Below are 18,229 nucleotides of genomic sequence, written 5' to 3' on the forward strand. Positions count from 1 at the left end.
CAGCCTAGGGCTTCACCCGCCTGTTGTGTACCCGTCGGTAACACCCCCATTGGTTCTTTACTGGGGCGCCACCACGTAGAAGTAGTTGAGCTCCGTCATGAAGCGCCGCTCGGTGAGCGTGGTCTCGTCGGACGAAGTGCTGGGGCCGGAGACCAGGATCGCGTAGGCGGTGCCGTCCGAGTTCTTGAACTCCTCCTCGAAGGCCTTGCGCGGGCCCTTGTTGGGGTCCTTGAGGTTGGTGAAGCTGAAGACCCAGCGGGCCGCCTCGTGCCCGTTCATGGTGGCCGACTCGAGGCTCTCCACCTTGTAGTCCTTGATGGTGGGGTTCCGGCCCAGTTCGCCGGAGATCTCGGTCAGGTGGTCGATCGGGGACTGCGCCTGGCCGACGTTCTTCGCCACCTGGATCAGGTGCCGCTGGCCGTCGGGGCTGTAGTAGCCGTTGCCGGTGTCATTGGTGGTGCGCCGCCAGGTCTGGCCGTCCACCGGCAGCGGGAAGCGCATGCCCAGCTGGTCCGTCTGCCACTGGTAGCCGCTGGGCGGCTGGCTGGGCGCCGCGTCGGTGCCGGGTGCGCTGGGGCTCACCGACGGCGTGCCCAGGGTGCCGGAGCTCGTGGCGGAGGTGCTCGGCGGGGCGGTGGGCGTCGGGTCGGCCAACGGGGTGCCGTGGTGCGGGCCGTACATCTGCACCGCGACGGCCGTGCCGCCGGCCAGCAGGGCGACGGCCAGCGCGGCCAGCGCCAGGCGCAGGGCGCGCCGCCGCCGGCGGCGGGGCGGGACGGACGCGGGCGGCACGGCGGTGGGGGGTGCCGGCGGACCGGGCGGCACGGGCGCGCCGGGGGTGGCGGCCACCGGTGTGGTGGGACCGGTCCCCGTGGGGGTGGCGGGCGCCTCCGGCGGGGGCTCGTCCGACTCGGAAACCGGCCGCCGGTCGACCACCGGAACCGCCTGGGTGGGCATCCGCTGCGGCTGCATCGGGATGCCGATGCCGATGGTCTGGCCGTCGATCACCGCGCGTAGCATCAGCTGCGCCTCGTCCGCGGTGGGTCGGTCCGCCGACTCCTTGGCCATCAGCGCGGCCAGCACCGGGGCCAGCGCGCCGGCCTTGATCGGTGCGGGCAGCGGCTCGTCCACCACCGCGGCCAGGGTGGAGAGCGGGGTGTCGCGGCGGAACGGCGAGCGGCCCTCGACGGCCGCGTACAGCGTGGCGCCAAGGCCCCACAGGTCTGAGGACGGCCCGAACCGCTCGCCCCTGGCCCGCTCGGGCGCCAGGTAGTCGGGCGAGCCGACCAGGTCGCCGGGGCGGGTCAGCTCCGAGGAGCCCTCGAACTTGGCGATGCCGAAGTCCAGCAGCACCGCCCGCCCGGTGCCGTGCTCCAGCAGCACATTGGCCGGCTTGACGTCCCGGTGCAGCACGCCCAGCTGGTGGCCGCGGTGCAGCGCGGCCAGCACCTGGGAGCCGACCTCGGCGGCTGCCCGCGGCGACAGCGGGCCGTCCTGGGACACCACGTCGGCCAGCGACCGGCCGTCGATCAGCTCCATCACGATCCACGGCCGGCCGTCCTGCTCCAGCACGTCGTGGATGGTGATCACCCCGGCGTGCTTGATCCGCGCCGCGGCTCTGGCCTCCTGCTTCATCCGGGACTGCAGGATCGCCAGATCCTCCTCCGGCAGGTGATTGACCGTCAGCTCCTTGACCGCGACCTCGCGGTCCAGCATCAGATCCTGGGCCCGCCACACGGTTCCCATGCCACCGCGGCCCAGCCGATCACCCAACTCGTAGCGCCCGGCCAGCATCCGACGCTCCGGGCCGCTGCCCGCCCCGGTGGCGGCCATACCCCACTCCTGTCCGCCCATGGCGACCGTTCCCCCCTCTTCGGTGCACCATGAATCTGATCACCGCTCGGACTGTGTGTGAGACCCAAGACTAGGCGGATCCACACGCGACGCGGTTCCCGACCCGGCCACGTGATCTGGTCGTGACGTCCCTTCACCTTCCCCGCCTCTCAGGGCGACCAAGCCAGCACCGGCGGTCACGCCGACCATGCCGTTCGCCCTGCTCACCGCTCACCCCGAGAACTGCACCACCGCCACCAGCGCCAGCACCATCGCCCCCACCACCCCTCCCACCAGCAGCACCGGCAGCAGCCACGACGGCCGCCGCCCCGCACCGCGTGCGTGCCGCGCGTGCTCCGCCACCTCCGGGGCCGGCCCCGGCCTGCGCACCGCCACCGGCCCGCGGGCCCGCCGCACCGGCAGCCGGCGCGGGCGCAGCACCGGCAGTGCCTCGGCGGGCGGTGCGGCCCGGTACGGCTCCGGCGCGTCGGCCAGCAGTTCGGCGAGCCACTCCCGCGCTTCGGCCGCCGACGGGCGCTCGGCCGGGTCGACGGCGAGCAGCCGGTCCACCAGCGGCCTCAGCGGCCCGCACTCGGCGCTGTCCGCCCGCCGGCCGGCCCGGACCGCCGCGAACAGCGCGGTCGGGCTCTGCTCGTCGAACGGCCCGCGCCCGGTCAGCACCCGGTGCAGCAGCACGCCCAGCGCCCAGCTGTCGGTTGCCGGGGAGGCTGCGGCCAGGTCGGTCAGCAGCTCCGGCGGCCAGTGCTCGGCCCGGCTGCCGACCAGCCCCGCCCGGGCCTGCCCCCAGCGCCGCGGGTCGCCGCCACCGAGCTCCCGGGCCAGCGCCTCCTGCGCCGCGCCCACGGCCAGCCCGCCGAGCAGCGCGGCGCCGTCCTCGCAGACCAGCACGTGTTCGGCCGCCACATTGCCGTGCACCTGCCCGGCCCGGTGCACCGCGCCCAGCGCCGCCACCAGGTCCGCGGCCACCTCGGCGACCCGGTACGGCGGCAGCGGCCCGGCGGCCAGCAGCTCGGGCAGGCCGGTCGCGGCCGGCTCCTCGACGGCCAGCCAGACCACGCCGTCCTCGGCCGTCACGTCGAACGACTGACGGAGCCTCGGGTGCTCGGGCACCGCCGCCAGCAGCGACGCGACCTCGGCCAGCACCGATTCCGGGTCCAGCCAGCGGCTGCCCTCGAATTCGGTGCTGCCGGTCAGTTCGGGCACCAGCAGCTCGGGCAGCTCGACCGCCTCCAGCAGCACCCGCACACCGGTCCGCCCGTCCACGGCGGTCCGGCCGAGCCCCGGCCCGGGGGCCGCCGGACGGTCCGTCACCTGGTATCTGCCGGCCACCGTCTGGCCGGGGCCAGCTCTCATGGCCGTTCCCCTCCCCGCCGCTTACGGCGCAGGTTCGAAGCTGTCGAATCCGGTCTGCCGGGCCGCGGTGAAGTCGGCCGAGTTCCAGTCGGCATCGCTGGCGGTCCACATCAGCGCGTACCCGTACTTGCCGTTGTCCACCACGAAGCCGCGGTTCAGCGAGTGCACCCGGCCGGACGAGCCGCTGTAGGTCCACTCCCAGTCGGCCGCGTTGGTCCACTGGCGGTAGGTCAGCGCGGCAACCTGGACCCGCTGGTAGTCGGTGAAGTTCTGCGGGCCGTTCGCGTCCGAGCTCTGCCAGTCGGCGAGCGCGCTGCTGTTGGCCGGTGACTGCCAGTCCACCAGCAGCGAGAGACCGTGGCCGCTGAACTTCTGGGTGGTGGCGCGATAACCCACGCCCTGGTCGGTCATCCACTGCGGCAGCACGATCTTGAAACCGGACGGGTCGGTGTAGAGCTGGTAGCCCGCCGGCACCCCCGACCCGGTCGGCGACTGGCCGCCTGACCCCGGGGTGCCCGGCGCCGGGTTGCCGGGCGGGGCGGGGTTGGGTGCCGGGTTGCTCGGTGCCGCGTTGCTCTGCGCGGCGGAGCCGGGGGCGGCGCCGCTCGCTGTCGCGCTGCCGGGTGCGGCCGAGCTGGGCGCCGGGCTGCTCGCGGCGGGGCTGCTCGCTGCCGGTTTGCTCGGCGCCGCCGAGGTCACCGGGGCTCCCGCCACCGCGCCCGCGCCGGTCGGCCGGCTCGCTCCCGTCTTGCCGCCGCCCGAGGACTGGGTCGCCGCCAGCCACACCCCGCCGGCCACCAGCAGGATCAGCACCACGGCGGCGACCAGCAGTTGACGCCGCTTCGACCAGCGGGCGGCCGCCCCCAGGGTGACGCTGCGGCTCCAGCCGCCGTCCCCGCCCTTCGCGGCGGGCGCCTGCGCGGCGGCCGGGGCGGGCGGCTCGGCGGCCGCCGACTCCGCGGCCGGGGCCGCGCTGCCCACCCGCACGCTGCTCAGTCCGAGCCCGCCCGGCTTCGCCTTGGTCTTGTCCTTGGTCTTGGTCTTGGTCTTGTCCTTGGCTGCGGGTATCGCAGCGTCGGCCGAGTCGACTTTCGACGCACCGGACGCACCGGACGCACCGGACGCACCGGACGCACCGGACGCGCCCGACGCACCGGACCCCTCAGCCGCCTCAGCCGCCTCGTCGACGACCGGCAGCATCTTGGTCTTGGTGGTCGCCTCCGCCCGCGCCGTCGACTCGGCCACGATCCGCTTGAGCATCGACCGGGTGGTCGAGGCGTCCAGCCGCTTGGCCGGATCCTTGTCCAGCAGCCCCTCGATCACCGGCCGCAGCGGCCCGGCGTTGGCCGGCGGCGGCAGCTCCTCGGTCATCACCGCGGTCAGGGTGGCCAGCGCCGAGCCCTTGTCGTAGGGCGGCTTGCCCTCCAGCGCGGCGTAGAGCGTGCCGCCCAGCGACCAGAGGTCGGCCGGTGGTCCGGGCTTCTGGCCGCGGGCCCGCTCCGGGGAGATGTAGGAGGGCGCGCCGACCAGCATCCCGGTGGAGGTGACCGAGCTGTCGCCCTCCACGCTGGCGATCCCGAAGTCGGTCAGCACCACCCGGCCGTCCTCGCCGATCAGCACGTTGGACGGCTTGACGTCGCGGTGCAGGATGCCCTGGCTGTGCGCGGCGCCCAGCACCCCGAGCAGCTCCAGGCCGATCTCGGCGGCCCGCACCGGAGTGACCGGACCGTCCTCCTTGACCACCTCGGCCAGCGACCGTCCGTCCACCAACTCCATGACGATCCAAGGGCGGTCGTCCTCCTCGACCACGTCGAAGACGGTCACGGCCGCGGTGTGCCGGATCCGGGCGGTGGCCTTGGCCTCGCGCAGCGTACGAACGATCAGCCGGTGGCGTTCGTCGTCGTCGACGCCGCCGTGCATCCGCAGTTCCTTCACCGCCACGATGCGGCCGAGCATCTCATCCTCGGCCTTCCAGACGGTCCCCATGCCGCCGCTGCCGAGCACCGATTCGAGCCGGTAGCGGTCGGCCAGGACGCGGCCGGAAGTGCCCTGCGGCTGGGTCATCTCGGGCGTTCCCCCATGTGCTGCTGCCGGTCAGGTGATGGACCGTCGAATCGGTGCGCCGGGCAACCGAGACGGTCAAGCCCCCATCATCCCCTGTGCCGTGCACTTCTGTTCACTCGACCCCGCAAAAAGAGCGAGCGGGGCGCCGTCCTTCGGACAGCGCCCCGCTCTGACGGTGCGTCAGCGGACGGTTCAGCGGTGGCTGACCGTCACCTCGACCCGCTGGAACTCCTTGAGCTCCGAGTAGCCGGTGGTGGCCATCGCCCGGCGGAGCGCGCCGAACAGGTTCATGGTGCCGTCGGGGGTGTGCGACGGACCGGTGAGGATCTCCTCGGTGGTGCCGACGGTGCCCAGGTTGACCCGCTTGCCGCGCGGCAGCTCCTCGTGCACCGCCTCCATGCCCCAGTGGAAGCCCTTGCCCGGCGCGTCGGTGCCCCGGGCCAGCGCGGCACCGATCATCACCGCGTCGGCGCCGCAGGCCACCGCCTTGGCGATGTCACCGCTGTAGCCGACACCACCGTCGGCGATCACGTGCACGTAGCGGCCGCCGGACTCGTCCATGTAGTCGCGGCGGGCAGCGGCCACGTCGGCCACGGCGGTGGCCATCGGCACCTGGATGCCCAGCACGTTGCGGGTGGTGTGGGCGGCACCGCCGCCGAAGCCGACCAGCACGCCGGCCGCGCCGGTACGCATCAGGTGCAGCGCCGCGGTGTAGGTGGCGCAGCCGCCGACGATCACCGGGACGTCCAGCTCGTAGATGAACTGCTTGAGGTTGAGCGGCTCGGCGGCACCGGAGACGTGCTCGGCGGAGACCGTGGTGCCGCGGATCACGAAGACGTCCACCCCGGCGTCGACCACGGCCTTGGAGAACTCGGCGGTGCGCTGCGGGGAGAGCGCGGCGGCGGTCACCACGCCGGACTCGCGCACCTCGCGGATCCGCTTGCCGATCAGCTCGGCCTGGATCGGCGCGGCGTAGATCTCCTGCAGGCGGCGGGTCGCCGTGACCTCGTCCGGAATGGCGGCGATCTCGTCGAGCAGCGGCTGCGGGTCCTCGTAGCGGGTCCACAGACCCTCCAGGTTGAGCACCCCGAGGCCGCCCAGCTTGCCGATGGCGATGGCCTGCGCGGGCGACACCACGCTGTCCATGGGGGCCGCCAGGAACGGCAGCTCGAAGCGGTAGGCGTCGATCTGCCAGGCGATCGAGACCTCCTTCGGGTCCCGGGTGCGGCGGCTGGGGACGACGGCGATGTCGTCGAAGGAGTACGCCCGGCGGCCGCGCTTGCCTCGCCCGATTTCGATCTCAGTCACTTCGAGCCTCTCTGCTTGCTGCTCACGAACGTCCTCCAGTATCCCCCGGGAACAGGCGAAGGCCCGCCACCGGGGCGGTGGCGGGCCTTCGCTCGGCTCAGGCGTCTCAGCGGCTGGTGTAGTTCGGCGCCTCGACGGTCATCTGGATGTCGTGCGGGTGGCTCTCCTTGAGCCCGGCCGCGGTGATCCGGACGAACCGGCCCTTGCTCTCCATCTCCGCGACGCCGGCGGCACCCACGTAGCCCATGGTCTGCCGCAGGCCGCCGACCAGCTGGTACAGCACGGCGGACAGCGGACCGCGGTACGGCACCTGGCCCTCGATGCCCTCGGCGATCAGCTTCTCGTCGGAGGTGACGTTGCCCTGGAAGTAGCGGTCCTTGGAGAAGGACTTCGCCTGGCCGCGGGTCTGCATGGCGCCCAGCGAGCCCATGCCGCGGTACGACTTGAACTGCTTGCCGTTGATGAACAGCAGCTCGCCGGGCGACTCCTCGCAGCCGGCCAGCAGCGAGCCGAGCATCACGGTCTCGGCACCGGCGGCCAGCGCCTTGCCGATGTCGCCGGAGTACTGCAGGCCGCCGTCGCCGATCACCGGCACCCCGGCCGCCTGGCAGGCCAGCGCGGCCTCGTAGATCGCGGTGACCTGCGGCACGCCGATGCCGGCGACCACCCGGGTGGTGCAGATCGAGCCGGGGCCGACGCCGACCTTGACGCCGTCCACACCCGCGTCGATCAGCGCCTGGGCGCCGTCCCGGGTGGCGACGTTGCCGCCGACCACGTCGACCGGCACGGCCGACTTGATCTTGGCGATCCAGTCCAGCGCGTTGTGGCTGTGGCCGTGCGAGGTGTCCACCACCAGGAAGTCCACGCCCGCCTCGACCAGGGCCTGGGCCCGGTCGAAGGCCTCGGCGCTGGCGCCGACCGCGGCGGCGACCAGCAGCCGGCCCTCGGCGTCCTTGGCGGCGTTCGGGTACTTCTCGGCCTTGACGAAGTCCTTGACGGTGATCAGGCCCTTGATCCGGCCCTGGTCGTCCACCAGCGGGAGCTTCTCGATCTTGTGGCGGCGCAGCAGCCCGATCGCTTCCTCGCCGGAGATGCCGACCTTGCCGGTGATCAGCGGCATCGGGGTCATGATCTCGCGGACCTGGCGGTTGCGGTCGGACTCGAAGGCCATGTCGCGGTTGGTGACGATGCCCAGCAGCTTGCCCTCCGGGTCGGCGACCGGCACGCCGCTGATCCGGAACTTGGCGCAGAGCGCGTCGGCCTCGGCCAGGGTGGCCTCGGGGCCGATGGTGATCGGGTCGGTGACCATGCCCGACTCGGAGCGCTTCACCAGGTCGACCTGGTTGGCCTGGTCCTCGATCGACAGGTTGCGGTGCAGCACGCCGACGCCGCCCTGGCGGGCCATGGCGATGGCCATCCGGTACTCGGTGACCTTGTCCATGGCGGCGGAGAGCAGCGGGATGTTCACCCGGACGTTGCGCGAGACCCGGGACGAGGTGTCCACCTGGTTCGGCAGCACGTGCGACTCACCAGGCAGCAGCAGGACGTCGTCGTACGTGAGTCCGAGCATGGCGAACTTCTCGGGTACGCCTGCGGCGTTAAGAGACATGGTGGGGGGCTACCTTCCCGTGGCCGGCCGTGTCGATCTGTGCACGCCCGTAGGGGGTCGCCGGGCGTGATCACCGGCACAGGCCAGGTCTTCGGACGAACGTACGAGGTAACGCGGCTCGCCCCGGTTGATCTTTGGCGACCTGTCCAGGCGCCGATACCCCATCGTACTGGCTTCAGAAGTTCTCAGGTCGCGCCCTCTTGACAAGGGTGAGGGAGCGCACACCCACGGCTACGCCGACTCCTCCGCGAGCGCCCGCAGCCGGCTCAGCGCCCGGTGCTGGGCCACCCGCACCGCCCCCGGGGACATGCCGAGCATCTCGCCGGTCTCCTCGGCGGACAGCCCGGCGGCGATCCGCAGCAGCACCAGCTCGCGCTGACGGGCCGGCAGGTTGGAGAGCAGCTCGCGCATCCAGGCGGCGTCGCTGCTCAGCAGCGCCCGCTCCTCGGGGCCGAGCGCCTCGTCGGGTACCTCGGGCAGGTCGTCCGGCGGGATCACGGTGGAGCCGGGCCCGCGCATCGCGGCCCGCTGCAGGTCGGCGATCTTGTGCGCCGCGATGGAGTAGACGAAGGCCTCGAACGGGCGACCTTCGTCCCGGTAGCGGGGCAGGGCGCAGAGCACCGCGACGCACACCTCCTGGGCCACGTCGTCCACATGGTGCCGGGCGCCGCCGGGCAGTCGGACCAGCCGGCCGCGGCAGTAGCGCAGCACCAGCGGATGGACGTAGGCCAACAGCGCGTCAGTCGCCGGGCCTTCGCCGCGCACCGCGGCCGCGACCAGCCCGGCGACCAGCGGCGACGTGCCGGCGGCGGCCTCGCGCCGGCCGCGCCCGGTGCTCCGGGGGCCCGCCTCGGCCGGTGGCTGCTCGCTCACGCCGCTGTCACCGGGCTCGTCGTCACGCATCGGTCCATGGTGCCTGGTCGTCCCGGGAAACGTCGCACCGCGTCCGGAGTTGTGCACCGGAACGTTATCCGCAGCCGCGTCGTCCGTCGCCGTCACCGACCCACCCCCGCTCCCGCCGCCATTGCGTTCCACCCCTCCATGGTGCAGCCTCCACCGCCGTGGGGCCTAGGCCGCGCCCGCGGAGAAGCCGACGCGCCCCTTGCTCCGGCCGACGGAGGAAGGGGCGCGCCCCGGCTCGGCGACCGCTCAGCGGACCAGGCCCCAGCGGAAGCCCAGCGCCACGGCGTGCGCCCGGTCGGAGGCGCCCAGCTTCTTGAAGAGGCGGCGGGCATGGGTCTTGACGGTGTCCTCGGAGAGGAAGAGCTCGCGGCCGATCTCCGCGTTGCTCCGCCCGTGGCTCATGCCCTCGAGCACCTGGATCTCACGGGCCGTCAGGGTCGGCGCGGCGCCCATGTCGGGGCTGCGCAGCCGGCGCGGGGCCAGCCGCCAGGTCGGGTCGGCCAGCGCCTGGGTCACGGTGGCCCGCAGCTCCGCCCGGGAGGCGTCCTTGTGCAGGTAGCCGCGGGCGCCGGCGGCGACCGCCAGGGCCACCCCGTCCAGGTCCTCGGCGACGGTGAGCATGATGATGCGCGCCCCGGGGTCGGCCGACAGCAGCCGCCGGACCGTCTCCACCCCGCCCAGGCCGGGCATCCGGACATCCATCAGGACGAGGTCGGAACGGTCGGCCACCCAGCGGCGGAGGACCTCCTCACCGTTGGTCGCCGTGGTCACCCGGTCGACGCCCGGCACGGTCGCCACGGCACGCCGCAGCGCCTCCCGGGCAAGCGGTGAATCGTCGCAAACGAGAACGGAAGTCATGACCGTCCTCCGCAGCTGATCCGCGTCACGTTGAGCCTCCTGGCTGGTACGAACACTCTCCGCACTTCCAACGACCGTCACTCGAATGAGTTACGGCCCTCAGGGCCATCTCCACCACTGTACGTGGCCGACCCATTACGGATCGACCGCAGCGCGGGTTGGACGCCGCTCTTTTGCGCTCAGCACCGCCAAAGGGCGCACAACCCAGCGCGCTACCAGGCGCGATGCCACCCGATTGCCGCAGCCCGGTCGACATTTCTCTCGCCTGGTTCGTCCGTTTTTATGGCTTTTGTACGATCATTGACTGTTGTGCCGGTCTGTGGGTGACTTGTCCCGTAGACGGCCGTAAGTCATATTTCCAGGTGTCCAGCCCGGCACCCCGAAGCCTCGCCGTACGCAACCCTCATCGAAGGGAATGAGTCATGGCCGATTTCTCCCGACTCCCCGGTCCCAACGCGGACCTGTGGGACTGGCAGCTCTCCGCCGCCTGCCGCGGCGTGGACAGTTCGCTCTTCTTCCACCCCGAGGGCGAGCGCGGGGCCGCACGCAGCTCGCGGGAGCAGAGCGCCAAGGAGGTGTGCATGCGCTGCCCGGTACGCACCGAGTGCGCGGCGCACGCACTGGCGGTCCGTGAACCGTACGGCGTATGGGGTGGGCTGACCGAGGACGAGCGCGAGGAACTCCAGGGGCGGGCGCGCAACCGGGTGGTCGAGGTGCCGCTGGCCGTCCGTCCGTAGGCGGCGGCCGGCCGGCCGATGGCGAAACGTTCCTGCAAGCGGCTCAAGCTGCCGCGCGCGGGTTCAGCGGTCGGCTGCCGCCCCGGCGAGCCGGTCCAGCATGAGCGCGACCGCCGGCACCTCGGCCAGATCCGGCAGGGTCAGCGCCACCACCTCGCGGCGGGCCGGGCCGCCCGCCGCGGTGTGCACCGGCACTGCGGCCACGGCGTCCGGCCGCACCGCCGCCAGCGCCAGCCGCGGCAGCACCGCCACCCCGAGTCCGGCCGCCACCAGGCCGACCACCGCCGGATAGTCGTCGGTGGCGAAGTCGATCCGCGGCTCGAACCCGGCCTGGCCGCAGAGCTCCACCAGCTGCCCGCGGCACTGCGGGCAGCCCGCGATCCACTGCTCCCCGGCCAGCTCCGCCAGCGCCACCGGGCTGCCGCCGTCCCGCTCGGCCAGCGGGTGCCCGGGCGGCAGCAGGCCGACCAACGGGTCGTCAAGCAGCGGGCGCACCACCAGGTCGGACCAGTCCGAGACGGCCGCCGACTCGGCCGCGGCCAGCACCGCCTGGGCGCGGGCGGCCCGCGAGGCCCCGTGCGCGGGGGCCGCCGGCGCCGCCCCGTCCGGGTAGCGGAAGGCCAGCGCGATCTCGCACTCCCCGCCGCGCAGCATCGCCAGCGACTCCGGCGGCTCGGCCTCCACCAGCGACACGCGCACCCCCGGATGGGCGTCCCGCAGCCGGGCGACGGCCGACGGCACCAGGGTGGAGCTGGCGGTCGGGAAGGACACCAGCCGGACCCGGCCGGCCCGCAGCCCGGCGATCGCGGCCACCTCCTGCTCGGCGGCGCTCAGCCCGGCCAGGATCCCGGAGGCGTGCTTGAGCAGCACCTCGCCGGCCTCGCTCAGCTGCATCCCGCGGCCCGAGCGCACCACCAGGGGCAGCTCGACGGCCTTCTCCAGAGCCTTCATCTGCTGGCTGACCGCCGGCTGGGTGCAGCCGAGCTCGCGCGCCGCGGCGGAGAACGAGCCGGTGCGCGCCACCGCGCGCAGAACCCTCAGATGGCGTGCCTCGATCATGCGCCCAGGGTAGACGCCCCGGGCGGTCTGACGTCCCGGGCCGAACGGCGGACGGCCCGGCCGCCCCGCCGAAGCGGGGTGACCGGGCCGTCTGGCCGATGCTGAGGCGTCAGTGCGAGTGGCCGTGGCCGCCGTGCGAGTGACCGGCCTCGGCCTCCTCCTCCTTCTTCTCCACCACCAGGGTCTCGGTGGTGAGCAGCAGGGAGGCGATGGAGGCGGCGTTCTCCAGGGCGGAGCGGGTGACCTTGACCGGGTCGATGACGCCGGCCTTCACCAGGTCGCCGTACTCGCCGGTGGCGGCGTTGAAGCCCTGGCCGAGCTCCAGCTCGGCGACCTTGGAGGTGATGACGTAGCCCTCCAGGCCGGCGTTCTGGGCGATCCAGCGCAGCGGCTCGTGCAGCGCCTTGCGGACCACGGCGACACCGGTGGCCTCGTCGCCGGTCAGGCCCAGGCCGTCGTTCAGCACCTTGGCGGCGTGCACCAGGGAGGCGCCACCGCCGGCCACGATGCCCTCCTCGACCGCGGCGCGGGTCGCGGAGATGGCGTCCTCCAGGCGGTGCTTGCGCTCCTTGAGCTCCACCTCGGTGGCGGCGCCGACCTTGATGACGCAGACGCCGCCGGCCAGCTTGGCCAGGCGCTCCTGCAGCTTCTCGCGGTCCCAGTCGGAGTCGGTGTTGGCGATCTCCGCCTTGATCTGGGCGACCCGGCCCGCGACGGCCTCGGTGTCGCCGGCACCGTCGACGATGGTGGTCTCGTCCTTGGTGATGGTCACCCGGCGGGCGGTGCCGAGCACCTCCAGGCCGGCCTGGTCGAGCTTGAGGCCGACCTCCTCGGAGATCACGGTGCCGCCGGTCAGGGTGGCCAGGTCGCCGAGGATCGCCTTGCGGCGGTCACCGAAGCCCGGGGCCTTGACGGCGACCGCGTTGAAGGTGCCGCGGATCTTGTTGACCACCAGGGTGGAGAGCGCCTCGCCGTCCACGTCCTCGGCGATGATCAGCAGCGGCTTGGAGGCGCCGGCCTGCAGGATCTTCTCCAGCAGCGGCAGCAGCTCCTGGATCGAGGAGATCTTGCCCTGGGTGATCAGGATGTACGGGTCCTCCAGGACCGCCTCCTGGCGCTCCTGGTCGGTGACGAAGTACGGCGACAGGTAGCCCTTGTCGAACTGCATGCCCTCGGTGAAGTCCAGCTCCACGCCGAAGGTGTTGGACTCCTCGACGGTGATCACACCGTCCTTGCCGACCTTGTCGATCGCCTCGGCGATCAGCTCGCCGACCTGCGGGTCCTGGGCGGACAGGGTGGCGACCGCGGCCACGTCGTCCTTGCCCTCGATCTCGCGGGCCACCGAGAGCAGGTGCTCGGAGACGGCGGCGACGGCCTTGTCGATGCCCTTCTTCAGGGCGGCCGGGCCGGCACCCGCGGCAACGTTGCGCAGACCCTCGTTGACCAGCGCCTGGGCCAGCACGGTGGCGGTGGTGGTGCCGTCACCCGCGACGTCGTTGGTCTTGGTGGCGACCTCCTTGACCAGCTGCGCGCCAAGGTTCTCGTACGGGTCGTCCAGCTCGACCTCGCGGGCGATGGTGACACCGTCGTTGGTGATGGTCGGGGCACCGAACTTCTTGTCGATGACGACGTTGCGGCCCTTGGGGCCGATGGTCACCTTGACGGTGTCGGCAAGCTTGTTGACACCGCGCTCCAGCGAGCGGCGGGCGTCCTCGTCGAACTGCAGGATCTTCGCCATGATTCCGTTTCCTCGGGATATCTGCGTTACGTGACGTTGCGTGAAGCCAGTGAGGCCAAACAGCCGCGCCCCGGGCCCCTGTCACTGGCGGACACGGATCCGGGGCGGGGCCGGTTCGGCGGACCGTGAGTCCGCCGGGACGCTTACTTCTCGATGATGGCGAGAACGTCGCGGGCCGAGAGGACCAGGTACTCCTGGCCCTGGTACTTCACCTCGGTGCCGCCGTACTTCGAGTACAGGACGACGTCGCCGACCTGGACGTCGAGCGGCAGGCGCTGGCCATCCTCGAAGCGGCCCGGGCCGGTGGCCAGGACGACGCCCTCCTGGGGCTTCTCCTTGGCGGTGTCCGGGATAACCAGGCCGGAGGCCGTGGTGGTCTCGGCGTCGAGCGGCTGGACCACGATGCGGTCCTCAAGCGGCTTGATGGCAACCTTGCTGCTGGTGGTCACGTCCGAGCTCCCCTTCGGAGATTACGGGGTTGTCTAACAGGTAGAGGGGCGAGGTCCAGGACTGCCGTCGCGGGGGTCAGACCGGTACCGTCGCGTTAGCACTCCCCCTGGGGAGAGTGCCAGGAACGACCATAGGCCGCGGTTAGCACTCAGTCAACCAGAGTGCCAACGGCGCGCCCAGCCCACTTTCGGAATTCGAGGCCGGGGCGCAGGCCGGGACAATCATGGAGTGGACACCGAGAACTTCACTGCCCTGCTGACCGGCGAAGGCCGCCAACTCCTCGACGAGGTACGGGGGTTGACCCCATCGAACGAGCTGGCCGCGGCCACCCGGCTGCGCCGCGCGCACCCGGCCGAACTGGTGTCGGCGGCGATCGGCCAGGAGCGGCTGCGGCAGCGCGCCCGCGCCAAGTTCGGTGACGACGCCGAGCAGATGTTCTTCACACCCAACGGAGTCGAACAGGCGACCAGGCGCGAGGTCGCCGACTGGCGGGCCGCCCGGTTCGCCGCCCTCGGCGTGGCCCGGCTGGCCGACCTGTGCGGGGGCATCGGCGGCGACGCGATCGCCCTGGCCCGGGCCGGGATCTCGGTGCTGGCGGTCGACCGGGACCCGCTCACCTGCGCGGTCGCCACCGCCAACGCGGCGGCCCTGGGCCTGTCCGACCGGATCGAGGTGCGCTGCGCCGACGTCACCGAGACCGACACCGCCGGCTTCGACGCGGTCTTCACCGACCCGGCCCGGCGCGGCGCCCGGGGCCGGATCTTCGACCCCGAGGCCTACTCTCCGCCGCTCTCCTGGGCCGTCGAGGCCGGCCGCAGCACCCGCTACGGCGCGCTCAAGGTGGCCCCCGGCATCCCGCACGAGGCGGTGCCCGCGGACGCCGAGGCCGAGTGGGTCTCCGACCACGGCGATGTGAAGGAGGCGGTGCTCTGGTTCGGCACCGGCGCCGCCGAGCCGCACCGCGCCACCCTGCTGCCCGGCCGCCGCACCCTCACCGGCGGCCGGCTCCCCGACCCCGCCCCCGGCCCGGTCCGCGCGTACCTCTACGAACCGGACGGCGCCGTGATCCGCGCCCACCTGGTCGCCGAGGTGGCCGCCGCCCTCGGCGGCGCCACCCTGCTCGACCCCCACATCGCCTACCTGACCTCCGACACCCTCATCCCCACCCCCTGGGCCACCCCCTACCGCATCACCGACGTGCTCCCGTTCAACGTCAAGAAGCTCAAGGCGCTGCTGCGGGAACGGCAGGTGGGCACGGTGGTGATCAAGAAGCGCGGTTTCGCCGTCGAGCCCGACGAGCTGCGCAAGAAGCTCCGCCCCGAAGGAGTGAACTCCGCGGTGGTCATCCTCACCAGGATCGGGACGGCTCCGACCATGCTGCTGGGGCAGGAGGTCGCCGCCGGCTAGCTCGGCGCCTGGATGTAGTCCTCCAGGCGGGCGACGGCGAAGCCCTGCTCCTGGATGCGGCTCAGCAGTTCGCCGAACATCTCGGTCATGGTCTCGCCCTTGAGGTCCTTGGGGCCGCGGAAGTGGGCGAGGATGATGTCACCGGGGTGCAGCTTCTTGTCGCCGGACTGGTACTGCATGTCGTGGATCTGCATCGTCTCGTGCCACAGCACGACGGCGCGCGGACCGCACTGCTGGACGGCGTTGTTGAGGTTGGCGCTGTTGGCGCCGTCGCCGTAGGGCGGGCGGAACAGGAACGGCGGGGTGCCGTACTCCTTGGTCAGCACCCCCTGGTCGCCGCAGACCTCCTGCTTCTGCGCCTCGGCCGACTTGGTGCTCATCGCCGGGTGGTGCAGCGTGTGGTTCTGGATGTGGTTGCCGAGGGCCTGCAGCGGCTTGAAGTAGGCGTAGTCGTTCTTGATGGCGTCGTCCATCAGGAACATGGTGACCGGGATCTTCAGGTCGTTCATCATCTCGATGAACTTGGGGTCCTTCTCCTCACCGTCGTCGATGGTCACGAAGACCACCTTGTCGCTGGTGGGGATGGAGCTGATCACCGGGACCTGGCCGGTCTTGGTCAGCTTGACCGGCTTGTCGGCGGGCGCCGCCGGGGGCGCGGGGAGCGGCTGGAGCTTCCACTTCGCCCAGTCGGCGGCCGGGACCGCGTCGCCGGCGGCGCTCGGCGAGGCGGCGGCCGGCGAGCCCTCGACCGACGGCGAGGCGGCGGGGGTGCCGCTCTGCGGCACCGCGCCCGCGTTGGACCCGCCACTGCCACCGCTGCTGCCACTGCCGGAGCAGCCGCTGACCGTGACGAGCAGGGCCAGGGCGCCCGCCGCGGCCGCTGTCGCACTACTCCAGGTGTTCGTCTTCACGGCGCCGGGCTCCCCAGGTTTCTGATCAGTCGTCGGATGCTGCCGAGACTACATACTCGCTGTGGAACGCCCAGCGGTGGACCGGGCGCGCCAGCAGGCCGTCCGGCGGCTGCGGGGCCTCGGCCGGCTCGGCCCGCTCCGGCCACCAGCTGATCACCAGGACCCTCCCCCGGGCTTCGTCCGGGGGGACCCCCATCCCGGGCGCGCTGAACAGCTCCGTCCGGGCCGCGCCGGCCCCGGCCAGCGCCGGCACCAGCCGCTCCCGGGCCCACGCCAGCAGCTCGGCGCCGCGCCCGTCGGCCGCGCGGGCCTCCCACATCGCCGCCTTCACGACTGGCCGAGCGCCCGGTAGGCCTCGCCGTGCACGTCCGTGTGCTCCGGGGCCGGCACCGACACCTCGGTCAGCGGCAGCGAGGAGTCCGCCGAGAGGTCGAACGCCGAGGGCTCCCGGTTGCGCCAGACCATCTCGGCGCCGAGCGCGGCCACCATCGCCCCGTTGTCGGTGCACAGGCCGGGCCGCGGCACCCGCAGCCGGATGCCGGCGCGCTCGCAGCGCTGCTCCGCCAGGGCACGCAGCCGGGAGTTGGCCGCCACCCCGCCGCCGATCATCAGGTGGTCGACGTCGTGGTCCTTGCAGGCCTTGATCGCCTTGCGGGTCAGCACATCGGTGACCGCCTCCTGGAAGGAGGCCGCGACGTCCGCGATCGGCACCTCCTCACCGGCCCTCCGCTTGGCCTCCACCCAGCGGGCCACCGCGGTCTTCAGGCCGGAGAACGAGAAGTCGTACTCCGGGTCCTTCGGGCCGCTCAGGCCGCGCGGGAAGTGGATCGCCTTGCGGTCGCCCTCGCGGGCCCGGCGGTCCACCACCGGGCCGCCGGGGAAGCCCAGGCCGAGTACCCGGGCCACCTTGTCGAAGGCCTCGCCGGCCGCGTCGTCGATGGTGGCGCCGAGCGGGCGCACATCGGAGGTGATGTCACCGGTGAGCAGCAGCGAGGAGTGCCCGCCGGAGACCAGCAGCGCCATGGTCGGCTCGGGCAGCCGGCCGTGCTCCAGCTGGTCCACGCAGATGTGCGAGGCGAGGTGGTTGACCCCGTACAGCGGCTTGTCCAGCGCCCAGGCGTAGGCCTTGGCCGCCGAGACGCCGACCAGCAGCGCGCCGGCCAGGCCGGGCCCGGCGGTGACCGCGATGCCGTCCAGGTCGCTCGCCTTGATCCCGGCGGTGTCCAGGGCCCGCTGGATGGTCGGGACCATCGCCTCCAGGTGTGCCCGGCTGGCGATCTCCGGGACCACGCCGCCGAACCGGGCGTGGTCGTTGACGCTGGAGGCCACCGCGTCGGCGAGCAGCGTGGTGCCGCGCACGATGCCGACGCCGGTCTCGTCGCAGGAGGTCTCGATGCCCAGGACGAGCGGTTCGTCAGCCATGGTCTTCCTCGGTGTGGTTCGTCGTCTGGTGGTCGAGGCGCATCACCAGCGCGTCGACGTTGGCGGGCTGGTAGTAGCCGCGCCGGATGCCGACCGGCACGAAGCCGTGGCGCTCGTACAGCCCTTGGGCGCGGGCGTTGTCCACCCGCACCTCCAGCAGCAGTTCGGCGCAGCCGCGCCGGGCCGACTCGGTGATCAGGTCGGTGAGCAGCAGCGCGCCCAGGCCGCGGCCCTGGTGCTGGTCGGCCACGGCGATGGTCTGCACGTCGCTCTCGCCGCCGATCGCCATCAGACCGGCGTACCCGGCGATGGCGCCGTCCTCGGTGACCGCCACCGTGTAGTGGCGGCTGCCACCGGGGTGGGCCTCTGCCAGCTCGGACCAGTACATGCCGCGCGACCAGGCGTCCTCGGGGAAGAGCTGGAGTTCCAGCTCCATCACCGGCTCGATGTCCCACCAGCGCATCGGGCGCAGCGAGAGGCGGCTCATGCGCCCGCCTCGCAGAGCTCGGCGGGGGCATTCGCCCACGCGCGCCTCTCAACGGTTCGCTCTCCCCCG

16 protein-coding genes are annotated in these 18,229 nt (G+C 72.6%); 2 read left to right on the top strand and 14 right to left on the bottom strand.

Annotated elements, in window-relative coordinates; genetic code table 11:
* Window positions 1-57: 57 nt before the first annotated feature.
* From P3T35_RS14045 to P3T35_RS14075, 7 genes are all read right to left on the bottom strand, one after another.
* Window positions 58-1,833 (bottom strand): serine/threonine-protein kinase, encoded by a 1,776-nt coding sequence (locus P3T35_RS14045; RefSeq protein ID WP_180356530.1) that lies wholly within the window; start codon window positions 1,831-1,833, stop codon window positions 58-60.
* A gap of 231 nt (window positions 1,834-2,064) precedes the next feature.
* On the bottom strand, window positions 2,065-3,207 hold the full coding sequence (locus P3T35_RS14050; RefSeq protein WP_101381425.1) for a protein kinase: 1,143 nt from the start codon (window positions 3,205-3,207) through the stop codon (window positions 2,065-2,067).
* 21 nt (window positions 3,208-3,228) lie between these two features.
* Entirely contained in the window at window positions 3,229-5,271 is a 2,043-nt protein-coding gene (locus P3T35_RS14055) for a serine/threonine-protein kinase (RefSeq protein ID WP_101381424.1), read from the bottom strand.
* A 192-nt stretch (window positions 5,272-5,463) separates the two neighbouring features.
* The gene (locus P3T35_RS14060; protein WP_101381423.1) at window positions 5,464-6,579 is read right to left on the bottom strand and encodes a GuaB3 family IMP dehydrogenase-related protein; all 1,116 of its coding nucleotides are present in this window, start codon (window positions 6,577-6,579) and stop codon (window positions 5,464-5,466) included.
* Between the two features lie 106 nt (window positions 6,580-6,685).
* Window positions 6,686-8,188: an IMP dehydrogenase gene (gene guaB / locus P3T35_RS14065; RefSeq protein WP_101381422.1), complete on the bottom strand. Its 1,503-nt coding sequence runs from the start codon at window positions 8,186-8,188 to the stop codon at window positions 6,686-6,688.
* A 231-nt stretch (window positions 8,189-8,419) separates the two neighbouring features.
* The gene (gene shbA / locus P3T35_RS14070) at window positions 8,420-9,091 is read right to left on the bottom strand and encodes an RNA polymerase sigma factor ShbA (protein WP_101381421.1); all 672 of its coding nucleotides are present in this window, start codon (window positions 9,089-9,091) and stop codon (window positions 8,420-8,422) included.
* Window positions 9,092-9,337: 246 nt separating this feature from the next.
* Complete coding sequence (locus P3T35_RS14075; protein ID WP_014136228.1) at window positions 9,338-9,949, bottom strand: response regulator transcription factor; 612 nt, start codon at window positions 9,947-9,949, stop codon at window positions 9,338-9,340.
* A gap of 422 nt (window positions 9,950-10,371) precedes the next feature.
* Here P3T35_RS14075 and P3T35_RS14080 point away from each other — a divergent pair, with 422 nt between their 5' ends.
* A complete protein-coding gene (locus P3T35_RS14080) occupies window positions 10,372-10,686 on the top strand; it encodes a WhiB family transcriptional regulator (protein WP_101381420.1) in 315 nt (104 codons plus the stop codon).
* 63 nt (window positions 10,687-10,749) lie between these two features.
* Here P3T35_RS14080 and P3T35_RS14085 read toward each other — a convergent pair whose 3' ends face one another.
* The 3 genes from P3T35_RS14085 to groES form a co-directional block, all read right to left on the bottom strand.
* The gene (locus tag P3T35_RS14085; protein WP_101381419.1) at window positions 10,750-11,745 is read right to left on the bottom strand and encodes a LysR family transcriptional regulator; all 996 of its coding nucleotides are present in this window, start codon (window positions 11,743-11,745) and stop codon (window positions 10,750-10,752) included.
* A gap of 109 nt (window positions 11,746-11,854) precedes the next feature.
* A complete protein-coding gene (gene groL, locus P3T35_RS14090; protein ID WP_101381418.1) occupies window positions 11,855-13,483 on the bottom strand; it encodes a chaperonin GroEL in 1,629 nt (542 codons plus the stop codon).
* Window positions 13,484-13,626: 143 nt separating this feature from the next.
* Window positions 13,627-13,932: a co-chaperone GroES gene (gene groES, locus P3T35_RS14095; protein ID WP_101381417.1), complete on the bottom strand. Its 306-nt coding sequence runs from the start codon at window positions 13,930-13,932 to the stop codon at window positions 13,627-13,629.
* Between the two features lie 229 nt (window positions 13,933-14,161).
* Between groES and P3T35_RS14100 the strand changes: the two genes are divergently transcribed.
* Window positions 14,162-15,340, top strand: coding sequence for a class I SAM-dependent methyltransferase (locus P3T35_RS14100; RefSeq protein WP_101381416.1), 1,179 nt, complete (start codon window positions 14,162-14,164; stop codon window positions 15,338-15,340).
* Here the strand turns inward: P3T35_RS14100 and P3T35_RS14105 are convergent.
* From P3T35_RS14105 to rimI, 4 genes are read right to left on the bottom strand one after another with little or no spacing between them, the layout of a single operon-like run.
* Window positions 15,337-16,251 (bottom strand): polysaccharide deacetylase family protein, encoded by a 915-nt coding sequence (locus tag P3T35_RS14105; protein ID WP_280706130.1) that lies wholly within the window; start codon window positions 16,249-16,251, stop codon window positions 15,337-15,339. The genes P3T35_RS14100 and P3T35_RS14105 overlap by 4 nt on opposite strands.
* A gap of 25 nt (window positions 16,252-16,276) precedes the next feature.
* Window positions 16,277-16,570 (bottom strand): hypothetical protein, encoded by a 294-nt coding sequence (locus P3T35_RS14110; protein ID WP_101381415.1) that lies wholly within the window; start codon window positions 16,568-16,570, stop codon window positions 16,277-16,279.
* An 8-nt stretch (window positions 16,571-16,578) separates the two neighbouring features.
* The gene (tsaD, locus tag P3T35_RS14115; RefSeq protein ID WP_101381414.1) at window positions 16,579-17,673 is read right to left on the bottom strand and encodes a tRNA (adenosine(37)-N6)-threonylcarbamoyltransferase complex transferase subunit TsaD; all 1,095 of its coding nucleotides are present in this window, start codon (window positions 17,671-17,673) and stop codon (window positions 16,579-16,581) included.
* Window positions 17,666-18,160, bottom strand: a complete 495-nt coding sequence (rimI, locus tag P3T35_RS14120) for a ribosomal protein S18-alanine N-acetyltransferase (RefSeq protein WP_280706135.1) — start codon at window positions 18,158-18,160, stop codon at window positions 17,666-17,668. The genes tsaD and rimI overlap by 8 nt, the downstream gene beginning before the upstream one ends.
* Window positions 18,161-18,229: the final 69 nt, after the last annotated feature.

Source organism: Kitasatospora sp. GP30 (assembly GCF_029892145.1).
GTDB lineage: Bacteria > Actinomycetota > Actinomycetes > Streptomycetales > Streptomycetaceae > Kitasatospora > Kitasatospora acidiphila.